At 43.8% G+C, this 16,143-nt stretch carries 20 protein-coding genes; 10 read left to right on the top strand and 10 right to left on the bottom strand.

From position 1 onward, the window contains the following. Nucleotides 1–10 precede the first annotated feature (10 nt). Nucleotides 11–553 carry a phosphatase domain-containing protein gene (locus tag OH460_RS20695; protein ID WP_269999365.1) on the top strand — a complete coding sequence of 181 codons (543 nt, stop codon included), beginning with the start codon at nt 11–13 and terminating at the stop codon, nt 551–553. Nucleotides 554–694: 141 nt separating this feature from the next. On the opposite strand, the gene accD is transcribed toward OH460_RS20695, so the two are convergent. Beyond that, nucleotides 695–1,558, bottom strand: coding sequence for an acetyl-CoA carboxylase, carboxyltransferase subunit beta (gene accD, locus OH460_RS20690; RefSeq protein ID WP_269999363.1), 864 nt, complete (start codon nt 1,556–1,558; stop codon nt 695–697). Between the two features lie 116 nt (nt 1,559–1,674). Between accD and OH460_RS20685 the strand changes: the two genes are divergently transcribed. After that, entirely contained in the window at nt 1,675–2,565 is an 891-nt protein-coding gene (locus tag OH460_RS20685) for a LysR family transcriptional regulator (RefSeq protein WP_269999362.1), read from the top strand. A gap of 133 nt (nt 2,566–2,698) precedes the next feature. After that, nucleotides 2,699–2,974: a Ni(II)/Co(II)-binding transcriptional repressor RcnR gene (gene rcnR / locus OH460_RS20680; RefSeq protein WP_008223718.1), complete on the top strand. Its 276-nt coding sequence runs from the start codon at nt 2,699–2,701 to the stop codon at nt 2,972–2,974. An 8-nt stretch (nt 2,975–2,982) separates the two neighbouring features. Here the strand turns inward: rcnR and OH460_RS20675 are convergent, their stop codons facing one another. Then, the gene (locus tag OH460_RS20675; RefSeq protein WP_020477243.1) at nt 2,983–3,159 is read right to left on the bottom strand and encodes a DUF1289 domain-containing protein; all 177 of its coding nucleotides are present in this window, start codon (nt 3,157–3,159) and stop codon (nt 2,983–2,985) included. Nucleotide 3,160: 1 nt separating this feature from the next. Further along, nucleotides 3,161–3,598: a hypothetical protein gene (locus tag OH460_RS20670; RefSeq protein ID WP_269999359.1), complete on the bottom strand. Its 438-nt coding sequence runs from the start codon at nt 3,596–3,598 to the stop codon at nt 3,161–3,163. A gap of 383 nt (nt 3,599–3,981) precedes the next feature. On the opposite strand from OH460_RS20670, the gene OH460_RS20665 reads away from it, so the two are divergent. After that, a complete protein-coding gene (locus tag OH460_RS20665) occupies nt 3,982–4,908 on the top strand; it encodes a hypothetical protein (protein WP_269999358.1) in 927 nt (308 codons plus the stop codon). Nucleotides 4,909–4,937: 29 nt separating this feature from the next. Here the strand turns inward: OH460_RS20665 and OH460_RS20660 are convergent, their stop codons facing one another. Beyond that, nucleotides 4,938–5,660, bottom strand: a complete 723-nt coding sequence (locus OH460_RS20660; protein WP_269999356.1) for a metallophosphoesterase family protein — start codon at nt 5,658–5,660, stop codon at nt 4,938–4,940. Nucleotides 5,661–5,799: 139 nt separating this feature from the next. Next, nucleotides 5,800–6,294, bottom strand: a complete 495-nt coding sequence (locus OH460_RS20655; protein WP_269999355.1) for a YcxB family protein — start codon at nt 6,292–6,294, stop codon at nt 5,800–5,802. A 378-nt stretch (nt 6,295–6,672) separates the two neighbouring features. Here OH460_RS20655 and OH460_RS20650 point away from each other — a divergent pair, with 378 nt between their 5' ends. Next, nucleotides 6,673–7,653 carry a hypothetical protein gene (locus tag OH460_RS20650; protein WP_269999353.1) on the top strand — a complete coding sequence of 327 codons (981 nt, stop codon included), beginning with the start codon at nt 6,673–6,675 and terminating at the stop codon, nt 7,651–7,653. Between the two features lie 121 nt (nt 7,654–7,774). Here OH460_RS20650 and OH460_RS20645 read toward each other — a convergent pair whose 3' ends face one another. Continuing rightward, the gene (locus tag OH460_RS20645) at nt 7,775–8,878 is read right to left on the bottom strand and encodes a nickel/cobalt transporter (protein ID WP_269999351.1); all 1,104 of its coding nucleotides are present in this window, start codon (nt 8,876–8,878) and stop codon (nt 7,775–7,777) included. A 104-nt stretch (nt 8,879–8,982) separates the two neighbouring features. Continuing rightward, nucleotides 8,983–9,705: a DUF1007 family protein gene (locus OH460_RS20640; RefSeq protein WP_269999349.1), complete on the bottom strand. Its 723-nt coding sequence runs from the start codon at nt 9,703–9,705 to the stop codon at nt 8,983–8,985. A gap of 245 nt (nt 9,706–9,950) precedes the next feature. On the opposite strand from OH460_RS20640, the gene OH460_RS20635 reads away from it, so the two are divergent. Next, nucleotides 9,951–11,243, top strand: coding sequence for a sphingomyelin phosphodiesterase (locus OH460_RS20635; RefSeq protein WP_269999347.1), 1,293 nt, complete (start codon nt 9,951–9,953; stop codon nt 11,241–11,243). A 39-nt stretch (nt 11,244–11,282) separates the two neighbouring features. Here the strand turns inward: OH460_RS20635 and OH460_RS20630 are convergent, their stop codons facing one another. Next, nucleotides 11,283–11,780, bottom strand: a complete 498-nt coding sequence (locus OH460_RS20630; RefSeq protein ID WP_269999345.1) for a GlcG/HbpS family heme-binding protein — start codon at nt 11,778–11,780, stop codon at nt 11,283–11,285. A 213-nt stretch (nt 11,781–11,993) separates the two neighbouring features. Here OH460_RS20630 and OH460_RS20625 point away from each other — a divergent pair, with 213 nt between their 5' ends. Together OH460_RS20625 and OH460_RS20620 are read left to right on the top strand one after the other, a co-directional pair. After that, nucleotides 11,994–12,668 (top strand): response regulator transcription factor, encoded by a 675-nt coding sequence (locus OH460_RS20625; protein WP_269999344.1) that lies wholly within the window; start codon nt 11,994–11,996, stop codon nt 12,666–12,668. Continuing rightward, complete coding sequence (locus tag OH460_RS20620; RefSeq protein WP_269999343.1) at nt 12,652–14,052, top strand: sensor histidine kinase; 1,401 nt, start codon at nt 12,652–12,654, stop codon at nt 14,050–14,052. Before OH460_RS20625 ends, OH460_RS20620 begins: the two co-directional genes overlap by 17 nt. 31 nt (nt 14,053–14,083) lie before the next feature. On the opposite strand, the gene OH460_RS20615 is transcribed toward OH460_RS20620, so the two are convergent. Beyond that, entirely contained in the window at nt 14,084–14,908 is an 825-nt protein-coding gene (locus OH460_RS20615) for a DMT family transporter (protein ID WP_269999388.1), read from the bottom strand. 239 nt (nt 14,909–15,147) lie between these two features. Between OH460_RS20615 and OH460_RS20610 the strand changes: the two genes are divergently transcribed. Both OH460_RS20610 and nqrM read left to right on the top strand, forming a co-directional pair. After that, entirely contained in the window at nt 15,148–15,594 is a 447-nt protein-coding gene (locus OH460_RS20610) for a NifB/NifX family molybdenum-iron cluster-binding protein (protein WP_269999342.1), read from the top strand. Then, a complete protein-coding gene (nqrM, locus tag OH460_RS20605; protein WP_269999341.1) occupies nt 15,591–15,788 on the top strand; it encodes a (Na+)-NQR maturation NqrM in 198 nt (65 codons plus the stop codon). The genes OH460_RS20610 and nqrM overlap by 4 nt, the downstream gene beginning before the upstream one ends. A gap of 43 nt (nt 15,789–15,831) precedes the next feature. Here nqrM and OH460_RS20600 read toward each other — a convergent pair whose 3' ends face one another. After that, on the bottom strand, nt 15,832–16,110 hold the full coding sequence (locus tag OH460_RS20600) for a DUF134 domain-containing protein (protein WP_017096978.1): 279 nt from the start codon (nt 16,108–16,110) through the stop codon (nt 15,832–15,834). Nucleotides 16,111–16,143: the final 33 nt, after the last annotated feature.

The following is a 16,143-nucleotide window of genomic DNA, read 5'->3' as shown; positions in this document are numbered from 1 at the left end:
CGCGCAGCTGATGACGTTTTGTGAGAACCTAAAACAAAACAATGTCTCGGCATTGATCTCCCTTGATTCTGGTATGTCGGCAAGAGAGATCGTATCACTAACTAAGCAACTAGCGAGTCACAATATCGAGTATATCTCTAACAAGACGACGTATATCAAGGACTTCTTTTCAATCAAAGCCCTTACACAGCCTTTAAGTGAAGATTTCGATGGTCTAGCGAATCGGGTACTTGACTTATTGAGTACACGCGAAGGGAATGTGTTAGTCCATTGTGCGTTAGGTGATGGTCGCTCTGGTATGGTTAAGTCTGCAGTGATAATGAAACAAATGTTCAACGAGAGCCGTTTAGATTTAAGCAATGTGCTCGAGGGGACTAAGGCTTACGTCAAACCGTCCATCGAATCCGAACAAGCCGTTTTATCATATTTAGATGTGAAAAATAGCATTGATACGATTCGTAAAACTCATGCCAAAGCACTCGAGCGCTCTGATGATATAGAGGTTTTAAATCAATACCTTGAATATCTTCAAAATCAGAGTGCAACTGCATAATTGATCTCGTACTCGTGTCCTCAGTGACACTGAGCTATTAGGTTACACTGCCTCATCTGAACAAGTAATCGAGTGGGGCAGTGGTTAAATCAATTCTGGTAAATATAAATATAAATAGAGCTTCTCTATATCTCTTACAGCTTACGCTTTTTGATGAGTGGTATTGGTCATCATAGCTATAAGTCTTGCCACTTTTTTACGCATGTCACGCCTATCTACAATCATGTCTAAAGCACCATGTTCGAGTAAGAATTCACTCTGTTGGAAACCATCGGGTAGTTTTTCCCATACCGTTTGTTCAATGACTCTTCGGCCCGCGAAACCGATTCTCGCTTTAGGCTCACCGATATTGATGTCACCCAGCATGGCTAAACTGGCTGAGACACCGCCAAAGGTCTGGTCGGTGAGTACCGAGATATAGGGCAGTTTGGCTTCAGACAATCGTTTTAGGGCAGCGCTGGTTTTCGCCATTTGCATCAACGCCATGAGTGATTCTTGCATGCGCGCACCACCACACGCAGAAAAGCATACCAGGGCACAGTCTGATTCAATTGCTTTATTCACGGCATCTACAAATCGAGCGCCCACAACGGAGCCCATTGATCCCGCCATAAAAGAGAATTCAAAAGCACATGCGACAACAGGCATTCCAAGTAGCTCGCCCGTCATCACGACCAGTGCATCTTTCTCACCTGTACTTTTTTGTGCAGAGGCCAGTCGCTCGGTATAGCGCTTGTTGTCTTTAAAGCTGAGTAGATCTTTTGGTTGGCGTTGATCACCTAACTCCGTACGTTCGCTGTTATCGAGAAATGTTTCTAAACGAAGACGTGCTGTCATGCGCATGTGATGCCCACATTTTGGACACACCTGTAGGTTTTCCTTGAGTGCGATATGGTACAAGGTTTGAGTACAAGAAGGGCAGTTGATCCAGACACCTTCTGGGACTGACGCTTTACGATTACTTTTTAAGTTATTCTTATTCAATAGTTTTTCTAGCCAGCTCATGGATAACCTTTATTACCATTGTTCGAGTGATGAATATTGTATAAGCCTGATTTTGGTAATAAAGTGTCAATATTTGGCTTTATAATCCAATAATATGGGATTATCTGTGAGGGGATATGCTGGATAAAATTGATCAGCAATGGCTAAAGAGTTTTCATTGTGTTTATGAGAATAATAGCTTCAAAAGAGCGGCAGAGTTTCTGTGTTTACCGACTTCAAATGTTAGCCGACATATTGCGTTGTTGGAGCAACAACTAGACGTAAGACTGTTTGTGAGAAGCACGCGTCGTATTGCTCCAACGGAAGCTGGAGAGCATCTTTATCAGCGCACGCAGCCCTTGTTGGATAAACTCAACCAGGCGATAGAAGAGGTCACACAACACTCTCAAGAGGTGCAGGGGCAGTTAAACATCTTAATGCCGGACTCTGCCGAATTAGCTCAAGCTGTCATTTCCTTTTGCAACCAGTACCCATCCATATCACTGTGTTGTGACACCAGCATCAGTCCAAAAGAGGACTTGATCGACGGCTTTGACGTTATTGTCAGTTTTCATCGAGGAAAGTTAGAAGACAACAGCTGGATCGCCAAAGAAATCCAACGTTGGCCGAGTGCAGTCGTTGCTTCACCTAAACTTCTTCAAACCTGCTCAAAACCGTTTCAGATTACAGATCTAAAACACGTGCCCTGTATCAGTAGCTTTACCGCATTGAACGGAACGCCTTGGGTATTTATAGACGATCATGGTGAATGGGTAACACAGCGAGTCAAATCATCATTTAAGGTCAACAGTGGTCAGCTTGCTAAGGCTGGAGCATTGGCCGGTTTAGGTTTTGCGATACTACCAGCTGAGCTTTGTCGTGAAGAGGTTGAAGCTGGTGAATTAGAAATCGTGGAGCTCGAATATCAGCCCGCAGACTTAGTCCTGTATGCGTTTTATGCCTCAAGAAAACATATAGCGAAGAGGGTGCCTGCTTTTATCGAGCACTTGCAGCACCATGCAAAATAAATCAGTAGGTCATTTAAACACCCCCTTGTCTAGGGGGCGTAATAACGGGTACTGAAAAGCTACCCCCCAGTATCGCTAAAGTGCTACATTACAAGTTAACCGCTTGTTTTTAATTACCTTGAGTACCTACGTTATGTCACATACAGCCAAAGATCAGAAAAAACTAAAGGCCCGAGTTAGTAAAATACAAGGTCAGGTCAATGGTTTGAAAAAGATGCTCGATAACGACGAGCAACAGTGCCAAGACGTACTGCAGCAAATAGCAGCGATTCGTGGCGCAGTGAATGGCTTGATGAGAGAGGTCATTAAAGGTCACCTTCTAGAGCATGTGGTACTAGAAGATGACAAAGTTCAGCGTGAAGAAGATATGGAAGTGGTACTGAAAGTATTGGATTCATACATCAAATAGCGCTTGTTTTAGCGGTTCATTTGAGCCTTTCTTTTTACTAGTTCTTTCTTGAGAACATTAACAGCGTAAGGCTTCATTGATTTCCAGGCTTTACACTCTTCTCGTGTTCTACCACAGCCTAAACACCACCCTTTGTCGTGTGAAAAATCGCACATATCAATACAAGGGCTTTTCTGTTTTTTCATATTAGAGCCTATCTAGTACTTTCTCTACACTGGCTTCAAGTGAGCGCAGTCGGTTGAATTCTTCGAACAAACGCTGTTCTAGGTTTTTGAAGTTTAGGGGTAAGGTTCTCTGGCAAATCCCGTAGCTGTTGTCTTGGGTTTTGTAGCCTTTCCAACTTTCAATACGATCTTGTTCTAGAGCTTTAAACTGGCGAATAAATTCTGCTTGGGAAGGGCAGTCTTCTTCCGCATGCATGCAAACAGGAAAGGCCTTTTGCTTAATTTGAGGCCCTTCGATAAAGGTCTCAAAGTGGATACCGCCCTGTTTTTGGTTGAACCAAGTCTCTTTATATAACTGAAGGTACTCTCCACGGTTATAGATCTCCCAACCATCCTCGAACCAGTTTGCTTTTCTTAGCATCTTCTCTAGGTTGCGGAAAACACCTTTAACATCTTTCATATGGAAACTCTTCTTCCGTGGTTTGTGAGACAGTGCGTGAAAACTATACTCCCCCTGAGTATAAAATACTACCCCCTAGTATATGTGGTTATTGTACATCATCGAATCTTAGAGCTTATCTTAGCGTGCCAGAATCGGAATTAGCTTGTTTGGAAAGGACACCGATAAGCCTGATCTAGCTGTATTCCCGATGTGATTCTAGGCCCTTATGTATGGGGTATTTACGCGGTAAAACTGACAAGTTGATGTTTAACGAGGGTTCATTTCAGTTATGAAGGCCGCATAAAACAAGGGAGGCGAGATTATTCGGTTCTATCCTCGTTGATTTTCAGGAAAATAGCCGCCCGATGACTAATGTCGGTAGTGGACACGAGGTTTCAGGTATGGCAAAGAAAATTATATTTATCCACGGTCGGGGGCAAAAGCCTGACAGGGAGTCGCTTCAATCATTGTGGTACGATGCTATCGAACATGGATTACAGCGTGGCTGTAAAGGTTCTGATTCACTCCAAGCTTTCCAGAATATCGAGAAGCGTTTCGTGTATTTTGGCGACTTATCAAACACATTATTGAACAAGCCAACTGAAGAGCCGCTCGTCCGACAACAGGCTTTGATCGATCTCAAAGGGTACACGTCCCATCAGTTTAATAAGAAAACGTATGGTGAAGTTTCGAAGGTAGGGTTCCTGCAAGAGGCGCTCGCGGATACTTTTTCTTCTGTGCTTAGTCGTTTGAAAATGGCAGAGCCACTTATAGCATTAGTTGCTCCCGATATGAGTCATTATTGGTATGAAGACTCTTACTTTGGTAGCGACGTAAGGTATCGATTAATGGTGGAGCTGAGAGATGCGTTAGATAACCAAGATGAGGTGATGATCGTCGCACATAGCCTTGGCACAATGATCAGTTTTGACGTGTTATGGAAACTCTCCCATTACAGTGAGTACCGAAACGCTTACGGCGCTAAAAAGAAGATCGATCTTCTGGTTACGTTAGGTTCACCATTAGGCGATGAGAGTGTAAAAGAGCGCTTGAAAGGGAGCCGTTTAGAGGGCATGAAAAAGTACCCTTTAAATATTCATAGGTGGGTGAACTTGTCGGCTGAAGATGACTTTATCTCTCACGACAGCAAAATCAAAAATGACTTTCAAGAGATGCTCAAACTGGATTTGATTGCTGGTGGAATGAAAGACATTTATCCAATTTACAATCTCAATGTGTGTGACGGGCAAAGTAACCCGCACGCTTCTATTGGTTATCTTATCAACCCCCAATTCATCTCCGTGTTAGATGAATGGCTTGCCAGTTAGCGGTAGCGCGCAAGTTCAAATACGAATATTCAAAGGTAGATAGCCAGATAATCAAATGAGTGTTGCGATGTGGAGATCTTGCTTAATCCAATATTATCACTGCGATTGTACTCCTCAATCGAGTGGTCGAACCCATAAGCTGTAGAAGGCGCCATATATTGAGTAATGCCGTGTTGTGTCGTTGTTATTTGATCATGCCCATGTCCACAAATCACCTCTCGTACTCCATATTTCTGAAGCACCTTCATTATGGAAAAATCGTTCTCGAGACGTATTGCTTGTATCCAATCGGCACCGACAGGGATGATAGGGTGGTGAACAACAATGATAGGGTTACTGGCTTTTCTCAGCTGTTTCTTTAACTGGGCCAAGCCTCGATTATCGATACGCCCTGAACCGAGTGGGTGAACGCTGTCTTTGGGTTTGAAACTCGAATCGAGGAACACAAACTCTCGCCCACAAACGTTGGCTCTATCGGTCACACAGATCGTCGAACCTTTAAGTTCTGCACGCATTAAGCGAGAGTCATCATGGTTGCCTGCAATCGCATAAATAGATTTGTTGGTAAGGTGTCGAACGAACGTTTCTAAGTGAGTATAGTCACCGGGTTTGGGGTTACAGCAAATGTCACCTGTCAGGAAAATAGCTTCGCATTCTTGATCGTTATTGACGTATTCAAGCGCTCGACGTAGGTTTTCATAACTGGATTCATCTGAGAGGTGGCAATCACTGATTTGGTAAATGGTGTTCATTATTGGCGTCCGGTCATTTCAAGATAATAAAGAGTGGTCTGATCTAGGTTAACGCGTAAAGTGCAGTACGATGTGAATTATCTTTTCAAAGCCAGATATTATAAAGACCTCAACTCTGAGAGGTCTTTATAAACTTACGTTAGTTAGCTTTTGATGCTTTATGTTGTTCAACCATGAAAGTAATCGCATCGTCACTTAAGCACGACTTACTCACGTATTGGCGCTGCTTCCCAATATGAATGATAAAGCCGAGGTCAGTTTCCTCAAGCTCGTCGATCTGGCTCCACTTAATTGTGTTGGTGGTCTTATAGTTTTTGTAACTTACGCCATCTAAGTCACCTTTAAACACTACTTTGCTGCCAGCGCCTGAGCTGATTCTTTGTCGCCACAACCACCAGGTTCGTTTGCAATACACGCTGAACGCTTCAATGACACTCAATACAATGAAGAACCAGCCAACGTAGCCGCTTGGTAATAGTTCAAATTCAAGTAGAACCCAACCAAAAAGAAGGAACAAAAACGCCTTCAAATACGCTTTTGGGAATTGAGTTGGGACGCTCGTTTGATCATAACACTCAGCAAAGAAAGCTTTGTCGAGGGTGTACTCTGTGGTGAAACCGGGTTCTTTAGACATGTATGGCTACTTTAAGGTTCTCTGTAAATGGACTTTCAGTGGGTAGGTGTCCCACGCTGCAACTTCGCAACTTGATTATTGTATCGCTTCTCACTGCTTTTATTTAAAGATTTTGGCTCTGTTTTGTAAATCGATGATACTGCGAGATTCAGTTTTGGCTTTACTCGTAAGTTGGTTAAATGGTGCTGGGTGATGAATGTTAGAGAGCTCGCATGTTTGAGAGGGCATTGATTTACTTAACATTGCGTTGGATTTACATTTATTTACAACTAGGTCACTACAATGCACGGGTTGTGAGAAAACCAGCGTTGAAAGTTGTTCCTATTTCAACGTGACAACTACACTTAATCCACCTATCTGCTATCGGATCTTTTATTTATGTTCACTAAGAATCAAATTCTTGCACTCTCATCTGTTATTTTAGTCACGACAGGCTGTTCTCCATCATCTGAAATCCCGCTTAGCAATACAGCCAGTGATTACAATGGTACAGCGAGTATTACTCAAGGGCGCGCGAAGACTGTTGTATCCAACTTGTTCGAATGTGAAAACGGACGTAGCCGAGTGGCAGGTATTGGGGAGATTACTGATTCTGATGGTAAAGTTTGGATTGTACCTGCGGAAAACCATTTCACTACTGCCGAGAAAGCTGTCGACCTATATGAAGAGTGCGCCAACATTACCCCTAACGGTATTGCCGAGGTTGATGAAGCTGCAGTTCCCGTTGCCGTCATAGATTCTGACGGAGAAGAGGTGACAGGCTATATTTTTGCTGACAATTACTTTGAGCTTTATATCAACGGTCAACTTGTCGCAGTGGATACCGTGCCATTCACGCCATTTAACTCAAGCATAGTGAAGTTTAAAGTTAACAAACCTTATACGATTGCCGTCAAGGTGATTGATTGGGAAGAGAATTTGGGCTTAGGGACAGAAGACAACCGAGGTAAAGCATTTCACCCTGGCGATGGCGGCTTCATAGCAAGCTTTAGCGATGGCACTGTAACGAATTCAGACTGGCAAGCTCAAACCTTCTATACCTCTCCAATTTATGATCTCACTTGTCTGAGTGAAGTTGGTGGTAAGCGATTGTCTGATACCTGTACTACTGAAGGCACAGGTGATGGGGAAAATGCTTACGCTGCTCATTGGGCAACGCCGGACAACTGGATGAACCAGGCGTTTGATTCATCTTCGTGGCCTCAGGCGACACAGTATTCTGAAGATGAAATTGGCGTAAACAATAAAAAGTCTTACATGAATTTCATTGAAAAATTCAGTGGCGCAGGCGCTAGCTTTATTTGGTCAACGAATGTGGTGTTGGATAATGAAGTTTTACTGCGATACGAAGTGAAATAAGCATAAGGCTTTGTGGGTTAGTTTCGCTCTCATGAGAGAGTAGCTGAGTGATATGAAAAGGGGTGTGACTATCGTTCACACCCCTTTTGTTCGGTCTGTATAAAGCTCTAAGCTTAGAGGCTTACATAGTAAACACTGGCGACATACCGCTGTCTTGACCACTCATTAGCAATAAGCCAATTAAGATAAGTAAAACACCACCAAACAGTTGTAAGTAATGACCTGCAGCTTTCAGTGACGCACTGTTATTCTTGTTACCTGCAGCCAAATAGCGTTTTACCAAGTTTTTGCCTGTTAGTGTCATGATTGCAATCGTCGAGGTCGTGAATGCGGTACCTATCGCCATGGCAAAGGCACTGACAACACCCATCCAATATAAGCCAACCATGTTTGCGAAAAGCAGAACCATAATCGCACCTGTACATGGCCTTACGCCAATCGTAACGATGATTCCTGCATATTCACGAAGTGTTGAAGCTTTGTTTATAGCGTCTGCATCGGCAACATGCTGGTGGCCGCATCCACAATCCGTATGAGAATGATCTGTGTGAGCGTGTTCTGCAGTTTGTAATGCGTTAGATGGGGTCAACATCATTGAACCAGCAGCTACTGATGAGCGAAGCGCCATTGGTGATTGGACTGAAATTGGCGAAGACGTATCGGCAGCTAAGGTGGTGATCGCTTTCACTTTCAATTTCAATTTTGGTGCACGCATTGTGGTGTAGATGTTTTTAAGAGCCTTCCAACAGATCAATGCACCCACTACCGCGACTAACGCGAAACTCAACGAGACAAACATATTGGCTTTGTCATTCACCATTCGCATAGAAGCGCTAAAGCCCCATAGCAACACGCTTACTAATAATATTGCGACTAATGCTTGTAAAAATGCAGAAACAATCGTTAGCACTAAACTGGCTTTTGCTTTTGTTGGGTGAGTAGCTAAGTATGTTGAGACGATGACTTTGCCGTGTCCTGGTCCAAGTGAGTGAAGCATGCCGTAGATAAAGCTGAACCCGATAAGGTAGCTACCTGCGCCCCAAGGGTTAGACTTCGCATCATAGAGGAGGTCGGCAAGCTCTGAATTAACTTCTCTTTGCCATTGAATGCTGGATATCACCAATGACGGCCACATAACCCACAGTTGGTATGCACCGACGGCAACGAGTGTGAAGGCAAGGACACCTGTAAGGTAGTATTTTGTTTGAATTTGATTTTTCTGCATTAAATGCACCTTTATCAGAAATCTTTTTCTTGATGATTAGAGAGACTTAACGAGCACAGACGTTTACTTGTCGAAACGCCTAATCGTAAAAATAAACGCCTTGGTTAAGCACCAGGAACCGCGGCACAATGAAGCTCGACCGACTGAGTGAATAGCTGGCCTAATGTGTTGTCTGGGTCGGCATCGGCAGGTAAAGACATCGCATAACTCATTTGCTCAGGCGTTGGATTCGGCTCGATAATCTCTAACTTACATTGTCTTGCGAGCTCTGGAGATAACGTCACGTCTTCATTAGCGATCCATGACATATCGACAAAGTAGCTCGGATCAAAAATCAACATGCGAAGCGAATCACGTGTTACCGGTTTTGGCTTTGAAAGTGGTAGGTCGAACGTGAGAACCATTTTGGCTTCATCACGTTCGAATTTGGCATGTTCAGCAACCTGATATTTAATTGGCTCCTCACCATCGTAGAAATAGGTGAAGTAGTGCTCGTACATCATGTTTTCGATTACTGAGGCCGCAAGGTTCTTGAACGTCTCTTCCTCTTTTTCTGGAGAAACGTCTTCGCCATCCAGCATATACATAGAGGTCATGGCGTCAAAAGACCACTCCATTGAGAATCCGGTGATCATGCCATTCTCGCCCTCAATGTGAGTTTTCATTTCGATCCAAGAGTGGGGATGTGCATGTAGCTGAGGAGCAAAAGTCAGTATTGCTAACCAAAGTGGTAAATGCTTAACAGAGCGTAATTGCGTTGAGAAACGACATAGATATCGTGAGGAAAGGCAGCTGAGCACCTTGGTTAGATTAAATAGCTGTTTCATGAGACATAATAGTAAATTGACTTAATGTTATACTATAACAATTGCTAGTGCTGTTCACATCAAATTTGTGTCAATCATCAATTCACTTGTAACAATGTACAGCAAGTGTCGATCGTTATTTTTTATGAGTCCCCCATACTCAAAGTCATCAAATTACTCAGTGTTGAGTTATCTCTATTTTGTATTCGCTATGAAACTGAGCTCTAATAATTTTTGGAGTGCGACATACAAAAGAGTAGCCTGAAGTGAAGACCACCAAATTGATAAGTGCGACATTATTATGTTTGTTGTTTTTCTGTAGCGTTATCAAAGCAGAGACGAACATACGTATTTTGAATAACACCCGAGAGGATCTTAGCTTATTTATATCCGGAGACGAGCAAGTTATCACCTCAACCGGCGTTAATCATATTAGGCCCTATAGCTATGCTGAGGTTGCTAACCTGAGTCGGTATGGTGGTATAGAAGCAGGCAAAGACTACTACTTTTTTATACTTTTAGGCTACGAATATCTCACTCCATTAGTGAGGCTAAAAGGAACAGCGTGGGGGTCAGATATGTCTTTTACCCTTGTTGACCCTGAAACCACACATATCGGTGAATTATACAGTGATCGAGCAATTCACGGAGATAATAAAGGGGGTTACCGGTACTATTATAAGGCTGATTACACCGGGGGATATGATGATCTAACCTTTGTTATAAGTGAAGAACCAACGACGCCGCCAACTGATGCGAATAGCATCAATATACTGACTTACAATGTATGGCTGCTCCCTTATATTGGAGAGTATATGAATGATAGAGATATACGTATTGCTGAAGCGGTCAAGAATCATGACGTGGTTTTTATGCAAGAGGTGTTCAGGCGAGAAAATGAACTACGTTTAAATGCGGACATGCAGCGCCATTTTCAGTATGTCAGTCATAAACTCGATGGTGGTGGCAGTAATACCTACGATGGCGGTGTTATTACTTACAGTAAATATCCCATTGTTGAACAGGCGCAACATGTCTTTGATAACTGTCGGGGAACCGATTGTGCGGCAGATAAAGGTGTGCTCTATACCAAGATAATAAAAGACAGTCGCCCATATCATCTGTTTAACCTGCATCTTGGCTCTTGGAATTCCCGCGAACATCGAAATATACGAATGCTGCAGGTCGGTGAAATACTCGCCTTTGTGGAACGGTTAGGTTTACCGGAGGACGAGCCTGTTATCTTCGGTGGTGATTTCAATATCGCCAAGCACAAGTTTCCGCTCGATTTCACTCGAATGCTAAGAGTATTGGATTTGCAAGAGCCTTCTTTAAAGGGGGCATTGACCTATAGTTACGATCCGCTTGTGAATCAAAACCTATCCGATAGCGATAAATCAGCCCAAGAACGGCTTGATTATCTGCTGTATTCAAATAATGGCAGTGTGGTGGCGAGTTCCAGCAAAATTGAATTGTTACGCAGTTTTGACGATGACATGTGGGGTGTGTGGGATTTATCTGACCACCTTGCGGTAAGTGCACGTTTTGAAGTGCCCTGAAATGATAGGGCACTGTTCATATGGGCAATCATTATGTTTTTAGAAGAATTTCTTAATCGCTTTTTCAGCACATGCGACATCTAAGTGACCACCAGGAGCACCGCCCACACCAATCGCCCCAATCATTGCGTTGTTGAGTTGTACCGGAACACCACCCGCGAGAAATAACAGGTTGTCATCCATATTCTGTAAAGGTTGCATGATCGGCTTATCGGCGATGAGCTTCATCAAGTTACCTGAAGGCTGCTTCATGCTTGCCACTGTGAACGCTTTTTTGCGCGAGCTATCAAGGGTGTGAATACCTGCACCATCAGAACGCAGTTGAGCAATCACATTACCCGACAAATCAACAACAGTTGCAGAAACCTTGTAGCCATCTTCCTTGCATTGATTTACTGCTTCATGAGCAAGCTTGAATGCCGCTTCTGATGAGATTTGAGTGAAAGAGACCGTTTGTGTCTCTGCCGCCATTGCGTTGTTAGAAAGGCTAAGGAAACCAAGAGTTGCTGCTAGTACAGTTAGTTTTGTCATTTTCATGTTTACTCCATTAAGACATTCTTTTTCAGGTATAGGGTTTCGATGAGTGCTGGTCTGATATTGACAAGCCACTCTTAATCAACAGATTCATACTAACGAACGCATGATTACGAGGTGCTTTCTTGAACATTACAAAGTTGCAATGTTGCTTATATTCGAGAAAGGATATTGATAGAGTGTGTTTAGAGCACGCTAACTGATAAATGAAAGTAAATGAAAATACTATTGATTGAGGACGACATTCATATCGCGAAGTTTTTGGTGAATGGTTTTCATCAAGAAGGGATAACGGTGACCCACTCAACGGATGGTGTTGATGGATTACACGAGGCCGTGACTGAAGGATACGACGTGATTATTCTCGATATCATGTTACCTAAGAAAGACGGATTTGCAGTGCTTGCCGAGCTGCGAGGGCAGGGCTACGCGACGCCCGTCATCATATTAAGTGCTAAACACTCAGTAGAAGAGCGCGTGCAAGGATTACAGTCGGGTGCGGACGATTATTTGGTGAAGCCTTTTGCATTCCCTGAGCTACTCGCTCGTTGCCAAACCTTAGTGCGTAGAGGCAAGCAACCGACACCCCTGCCATTAGAACTGCATTATGGTCCGCTTAGCCTAGATCTTCTCAAGCACACGCTACAAAGAGATCAACAAACGATCACCATTAATCAGCGTGAGTTTATGTTGATGAAGTTACTGCTCGAAAACCCAGAATCTGTAATGTCGAAAACGGCGATTCTTGAGCATGTTTGGGGGCATCAGTTTGATCCGCAAACCAACGTGGTGGATGTGCTCGTGTGTCGACTACGCAGTAAAGTCGACAAGGGGTTTTCTAAGCCATTGATTCACACACTTCGAGGTGTTGGTTATGTCCTCAAGTCGTAGTATTGAACAGGCGCTTGCCAAAACGCAGAGACATTTATTGGTTCGCTTTATGTCGACCTTGCTACTCTGCTTGCTGCTGGTGGAACTGATTGTCGGAGCCATTTTCTTTTTCGATCTTTATCAAACGGAGAAGAAGATTCTTACGTCAATGTCGACTGAGTATCAACGTATTCTAACTTACGACTCTAGCGAACGTTTGATTCACGTTTTAGAGGCTAACCCTCATCGGTTACTTGAGAACAACATCGCCGCTTATCAGGTTGAGAAGGGCGTTTCATCTGAGGGAACATTCATTGCGGGAACTCAACACCAATCAGTAACAGAGCCTTTTTCCAGCTACCAAATTGATGACAACCGCTCGTGGCTAGAGAGCTTCATACTTAGCCCTTATATGTCTTTGGCAATTGAAGGGGAGCAATATGACTTCTGGTTGGTTTTGGACAACCGTTCGAGAGACTATATCGCTTACAATCAATGGCTAATGACCTTGTATGCCTTGCTTGCACTTGTGGCGGTTACTGCGGTGTTTACTCGTAGAATCATACACAGTGCGATGTCGCCCCTGATTACTTTTGGTGACCTGCTTGATAAGCTTAAAAAGGGGCAGTTAGAACTTCCCAGCACTAGCAAGAAAGAAACCAAATCTCAGCCACAGGAAGGTCTCAACGTCATCAGTTCCAGTGTTCACACTGCAGTTGCAAAGCTCCAGCATGTCACGACAACATTGAATACCACTGTAGATGCGATTGCTCATGATATTCGAACCCCTTTGTCTCGTATTACTTTGGCGTCTCAAACCGCATTACTGAGCAACGCCGATGAGCAAGCAATGAAAGATGCATTGGCAGATTGTTCTGAACACGCGATGCAGGCAAGTAACATGCTAACCGCTTTGATGAAGCTGAACGATGAAATGACTGGCAAGCGCAAACCACAGAAGGTGTCGACACAGGTAGCGGATGTAGTTGGTAATGTTGTGAGTTGGTATGAAGATGTGGCAGAAGATAAACAAATCGAGCTAATGCTTGAAGGTGACCTTGAGGCTGTTGTTCAGTCAGACCCTGACAAGTTGACTCAGGTGTTGGTTAATCTTGTTGATAACGCGATTAAGTACACCGAGCCTGAAGGAAGAGTGACGGTCAAAGTTGAGCAAACTACAGAGGGCAAGGTGGCGATAAGCGTTCAAGATACCGGTGTTGGGATAGAGCAGAAATATCTGGATCTGATTTTTGAAAGGCTTTATCGAGTCGACAGTAGCCGAAGTAACGTTGAGGGATATGGTATCGGGTTATCTTTGGCGCTTGCTATGGTCGAGAACCTCGAAGGCGCGTTGAACGTGAAATCTGAGTTAGGAGTGGGGAGCACCTTCACGCTTACGCTTTGATAATCGGGATTGCAGGTTATCGTTTTATTGGCTATGAAGGACGGCGGCCTTTGTAAGTAACGAGTAGGTTACCGATCAGCATCACCACACCACCAATGATTAGCGCGAAGGTCAGTGGTTCGTCATAAAGTACAATTCCGACTACTGCGATAACAGGGAGCCTGAAAAAGTCGAGTATCATCACCAGAGTCACTTCTGCGTTCTTCATGGCTTTGGTCAAACAATAATGAGCGGAGAGTGCAGATAGGGCGACTAGCAACAACCAAGCTGATTCAAGTGTTGAAGGCGTTTTCCATACTTGCCAAGACAGAATCAAGCCGATAGGTAGTTGGATTAAACACATGTAAAACAGGATGGTCAGCGGAGCCTCTGTGCTGGCTAATGATTTGGTCGACGTATGCGCGACCGCGTAACAAAACGCTGCACACAACACGACAATAGCACCAGCATTCATGACATCTTGAGTGGGTTGAACAATGATGACGACGCCGAGTAACCCTAATGCGATAGCCAGTATTTTCTTTATTGTGAGGCTTTCCCCCAGAAAGAGACTTGCCAGTAATGCTGTCCAAAGTGGGACAGTGAATTCAAGCGCGAACACTTCCGAAAGGGGAAGTAATCCAATTCCAACAAACCAGCCAAACTGCCCTCCAAAGTGAAAGACATTACGCAGGCTATGTAAGCGGAGTCGCTGTGTTGAAAACAGCCCCTTTTGCTTGGCCGCGATGATCAGAAATGACACGACACATAATCCAATGACACTTCGTACTAACAACACTTGATAAGTACTGATGTTACCGCTGAGCTCTCTTGCTCCGATGGCCATCAAACTGAATGACATCAGAGTGCCTATCATCCAAAGAATCGTTGATGAGATAGTGATTTCCTTATCGTGCGTATCAGGTGTCCATATTGAATGATTGTGCAGAGTATAACCGCTGCATTCAATTGAAACCTGTTGTTTAATCGGATTTTGCATACTTACTATTAAGATCGCTACAAACGGTAAATCTAATTTTTCACACGATAGTTATTGGCATATGCTAATAAGTGGGCGTATTCTGAACTCCTGATCATCAATAACAGGAAGTTACCATGTTATACGCAGTACCTTGCCGCGCCCTTCATGTCGGCAACCATTTTGCTCGTTCTCCTCAGATAGCTATTGTCGATGAGCGACAACACATAAAGCATCTTATCCCTTTGGTTGAGTCTGATAGCCCGTGCAATAAGAAGAAACAATGGATGTGTGTCGTTAAATCTTACGATGTGCAGGCTGTGGTAGTTCGACACATTGGCAAGAAGATGTTGGCGCACTTGTTCAACAACGATATTCGTGTTTTTTCGTCAAAAGGAAAGGCGGAAGTGGCGACTTTGGACTTCAACAATCTGCAAGAAGTCACCGATCTTGATTACGGTCGAGAATCACGAAATAGCGGATGCAGCAAGAAAATGTGTGGCGAGAAAGGACACAAGAAAGAAACGTCGATTCTCACGCCCCAGTTGAACCGGTTCAGTGTTATTCGAGGTGTCCGAAAATGACATTTTTACTCACACTGGTGGCCTTTGTTGGAATGGTTGTGTTAATGGCAATTGGCGTGATTTTTTCACGTAAGCCAATCAAAGGCAGTTGTGGAGGACTCGCGCAGTTAGACATTGAGCGCGAGTGCAATTGCAAGGATGTGTGCGAAGGGAAAAGCCGAAAGCTGTATCAGATTACTGAGCCATCACATTAATGTTCTTTGAGAGCCTGTCGACAAGCAAAGTTAAAGCTTCGGACTATGAGCCTTGAATCACTAATGCATGGCCGTTGACGATGCACTTAGCGACTTTGGTTCGTGCTCGTTTAATTATGTTGCCGAACGTTTGGCGAGACACCTGCATCTGTTCTGCGGCTTCAAGTTGGCTTAGACCTTCTTGATCCGCTAAGCGCAAGGCTTCCAATTCTTCTAACAGCAGTTCTTCCTTATGAAGCTCATCCATAGGAACACCATTGGGCTTGAAACAAGAGTAAGCCGCACGGGTACATAACTGGCGATGTTTTTTTGGTCGAGCCATATCAATCTCTAGAAATCTAAGGGTAAAAAGGAG

The sequence above is a fragment of the Vibrio sp. Makdt genome, from assembly GCF_027587015.1.
Lineage (GTDB): Bacteria > Pseudomonadota > Gammaproteobacteria > Enterobacterales > Vibrionaceae > Vibrio > Vibrio chagasii_B.
This window is presented reverse-complemented; position numbering and strand designations above follow the sequence as displayed.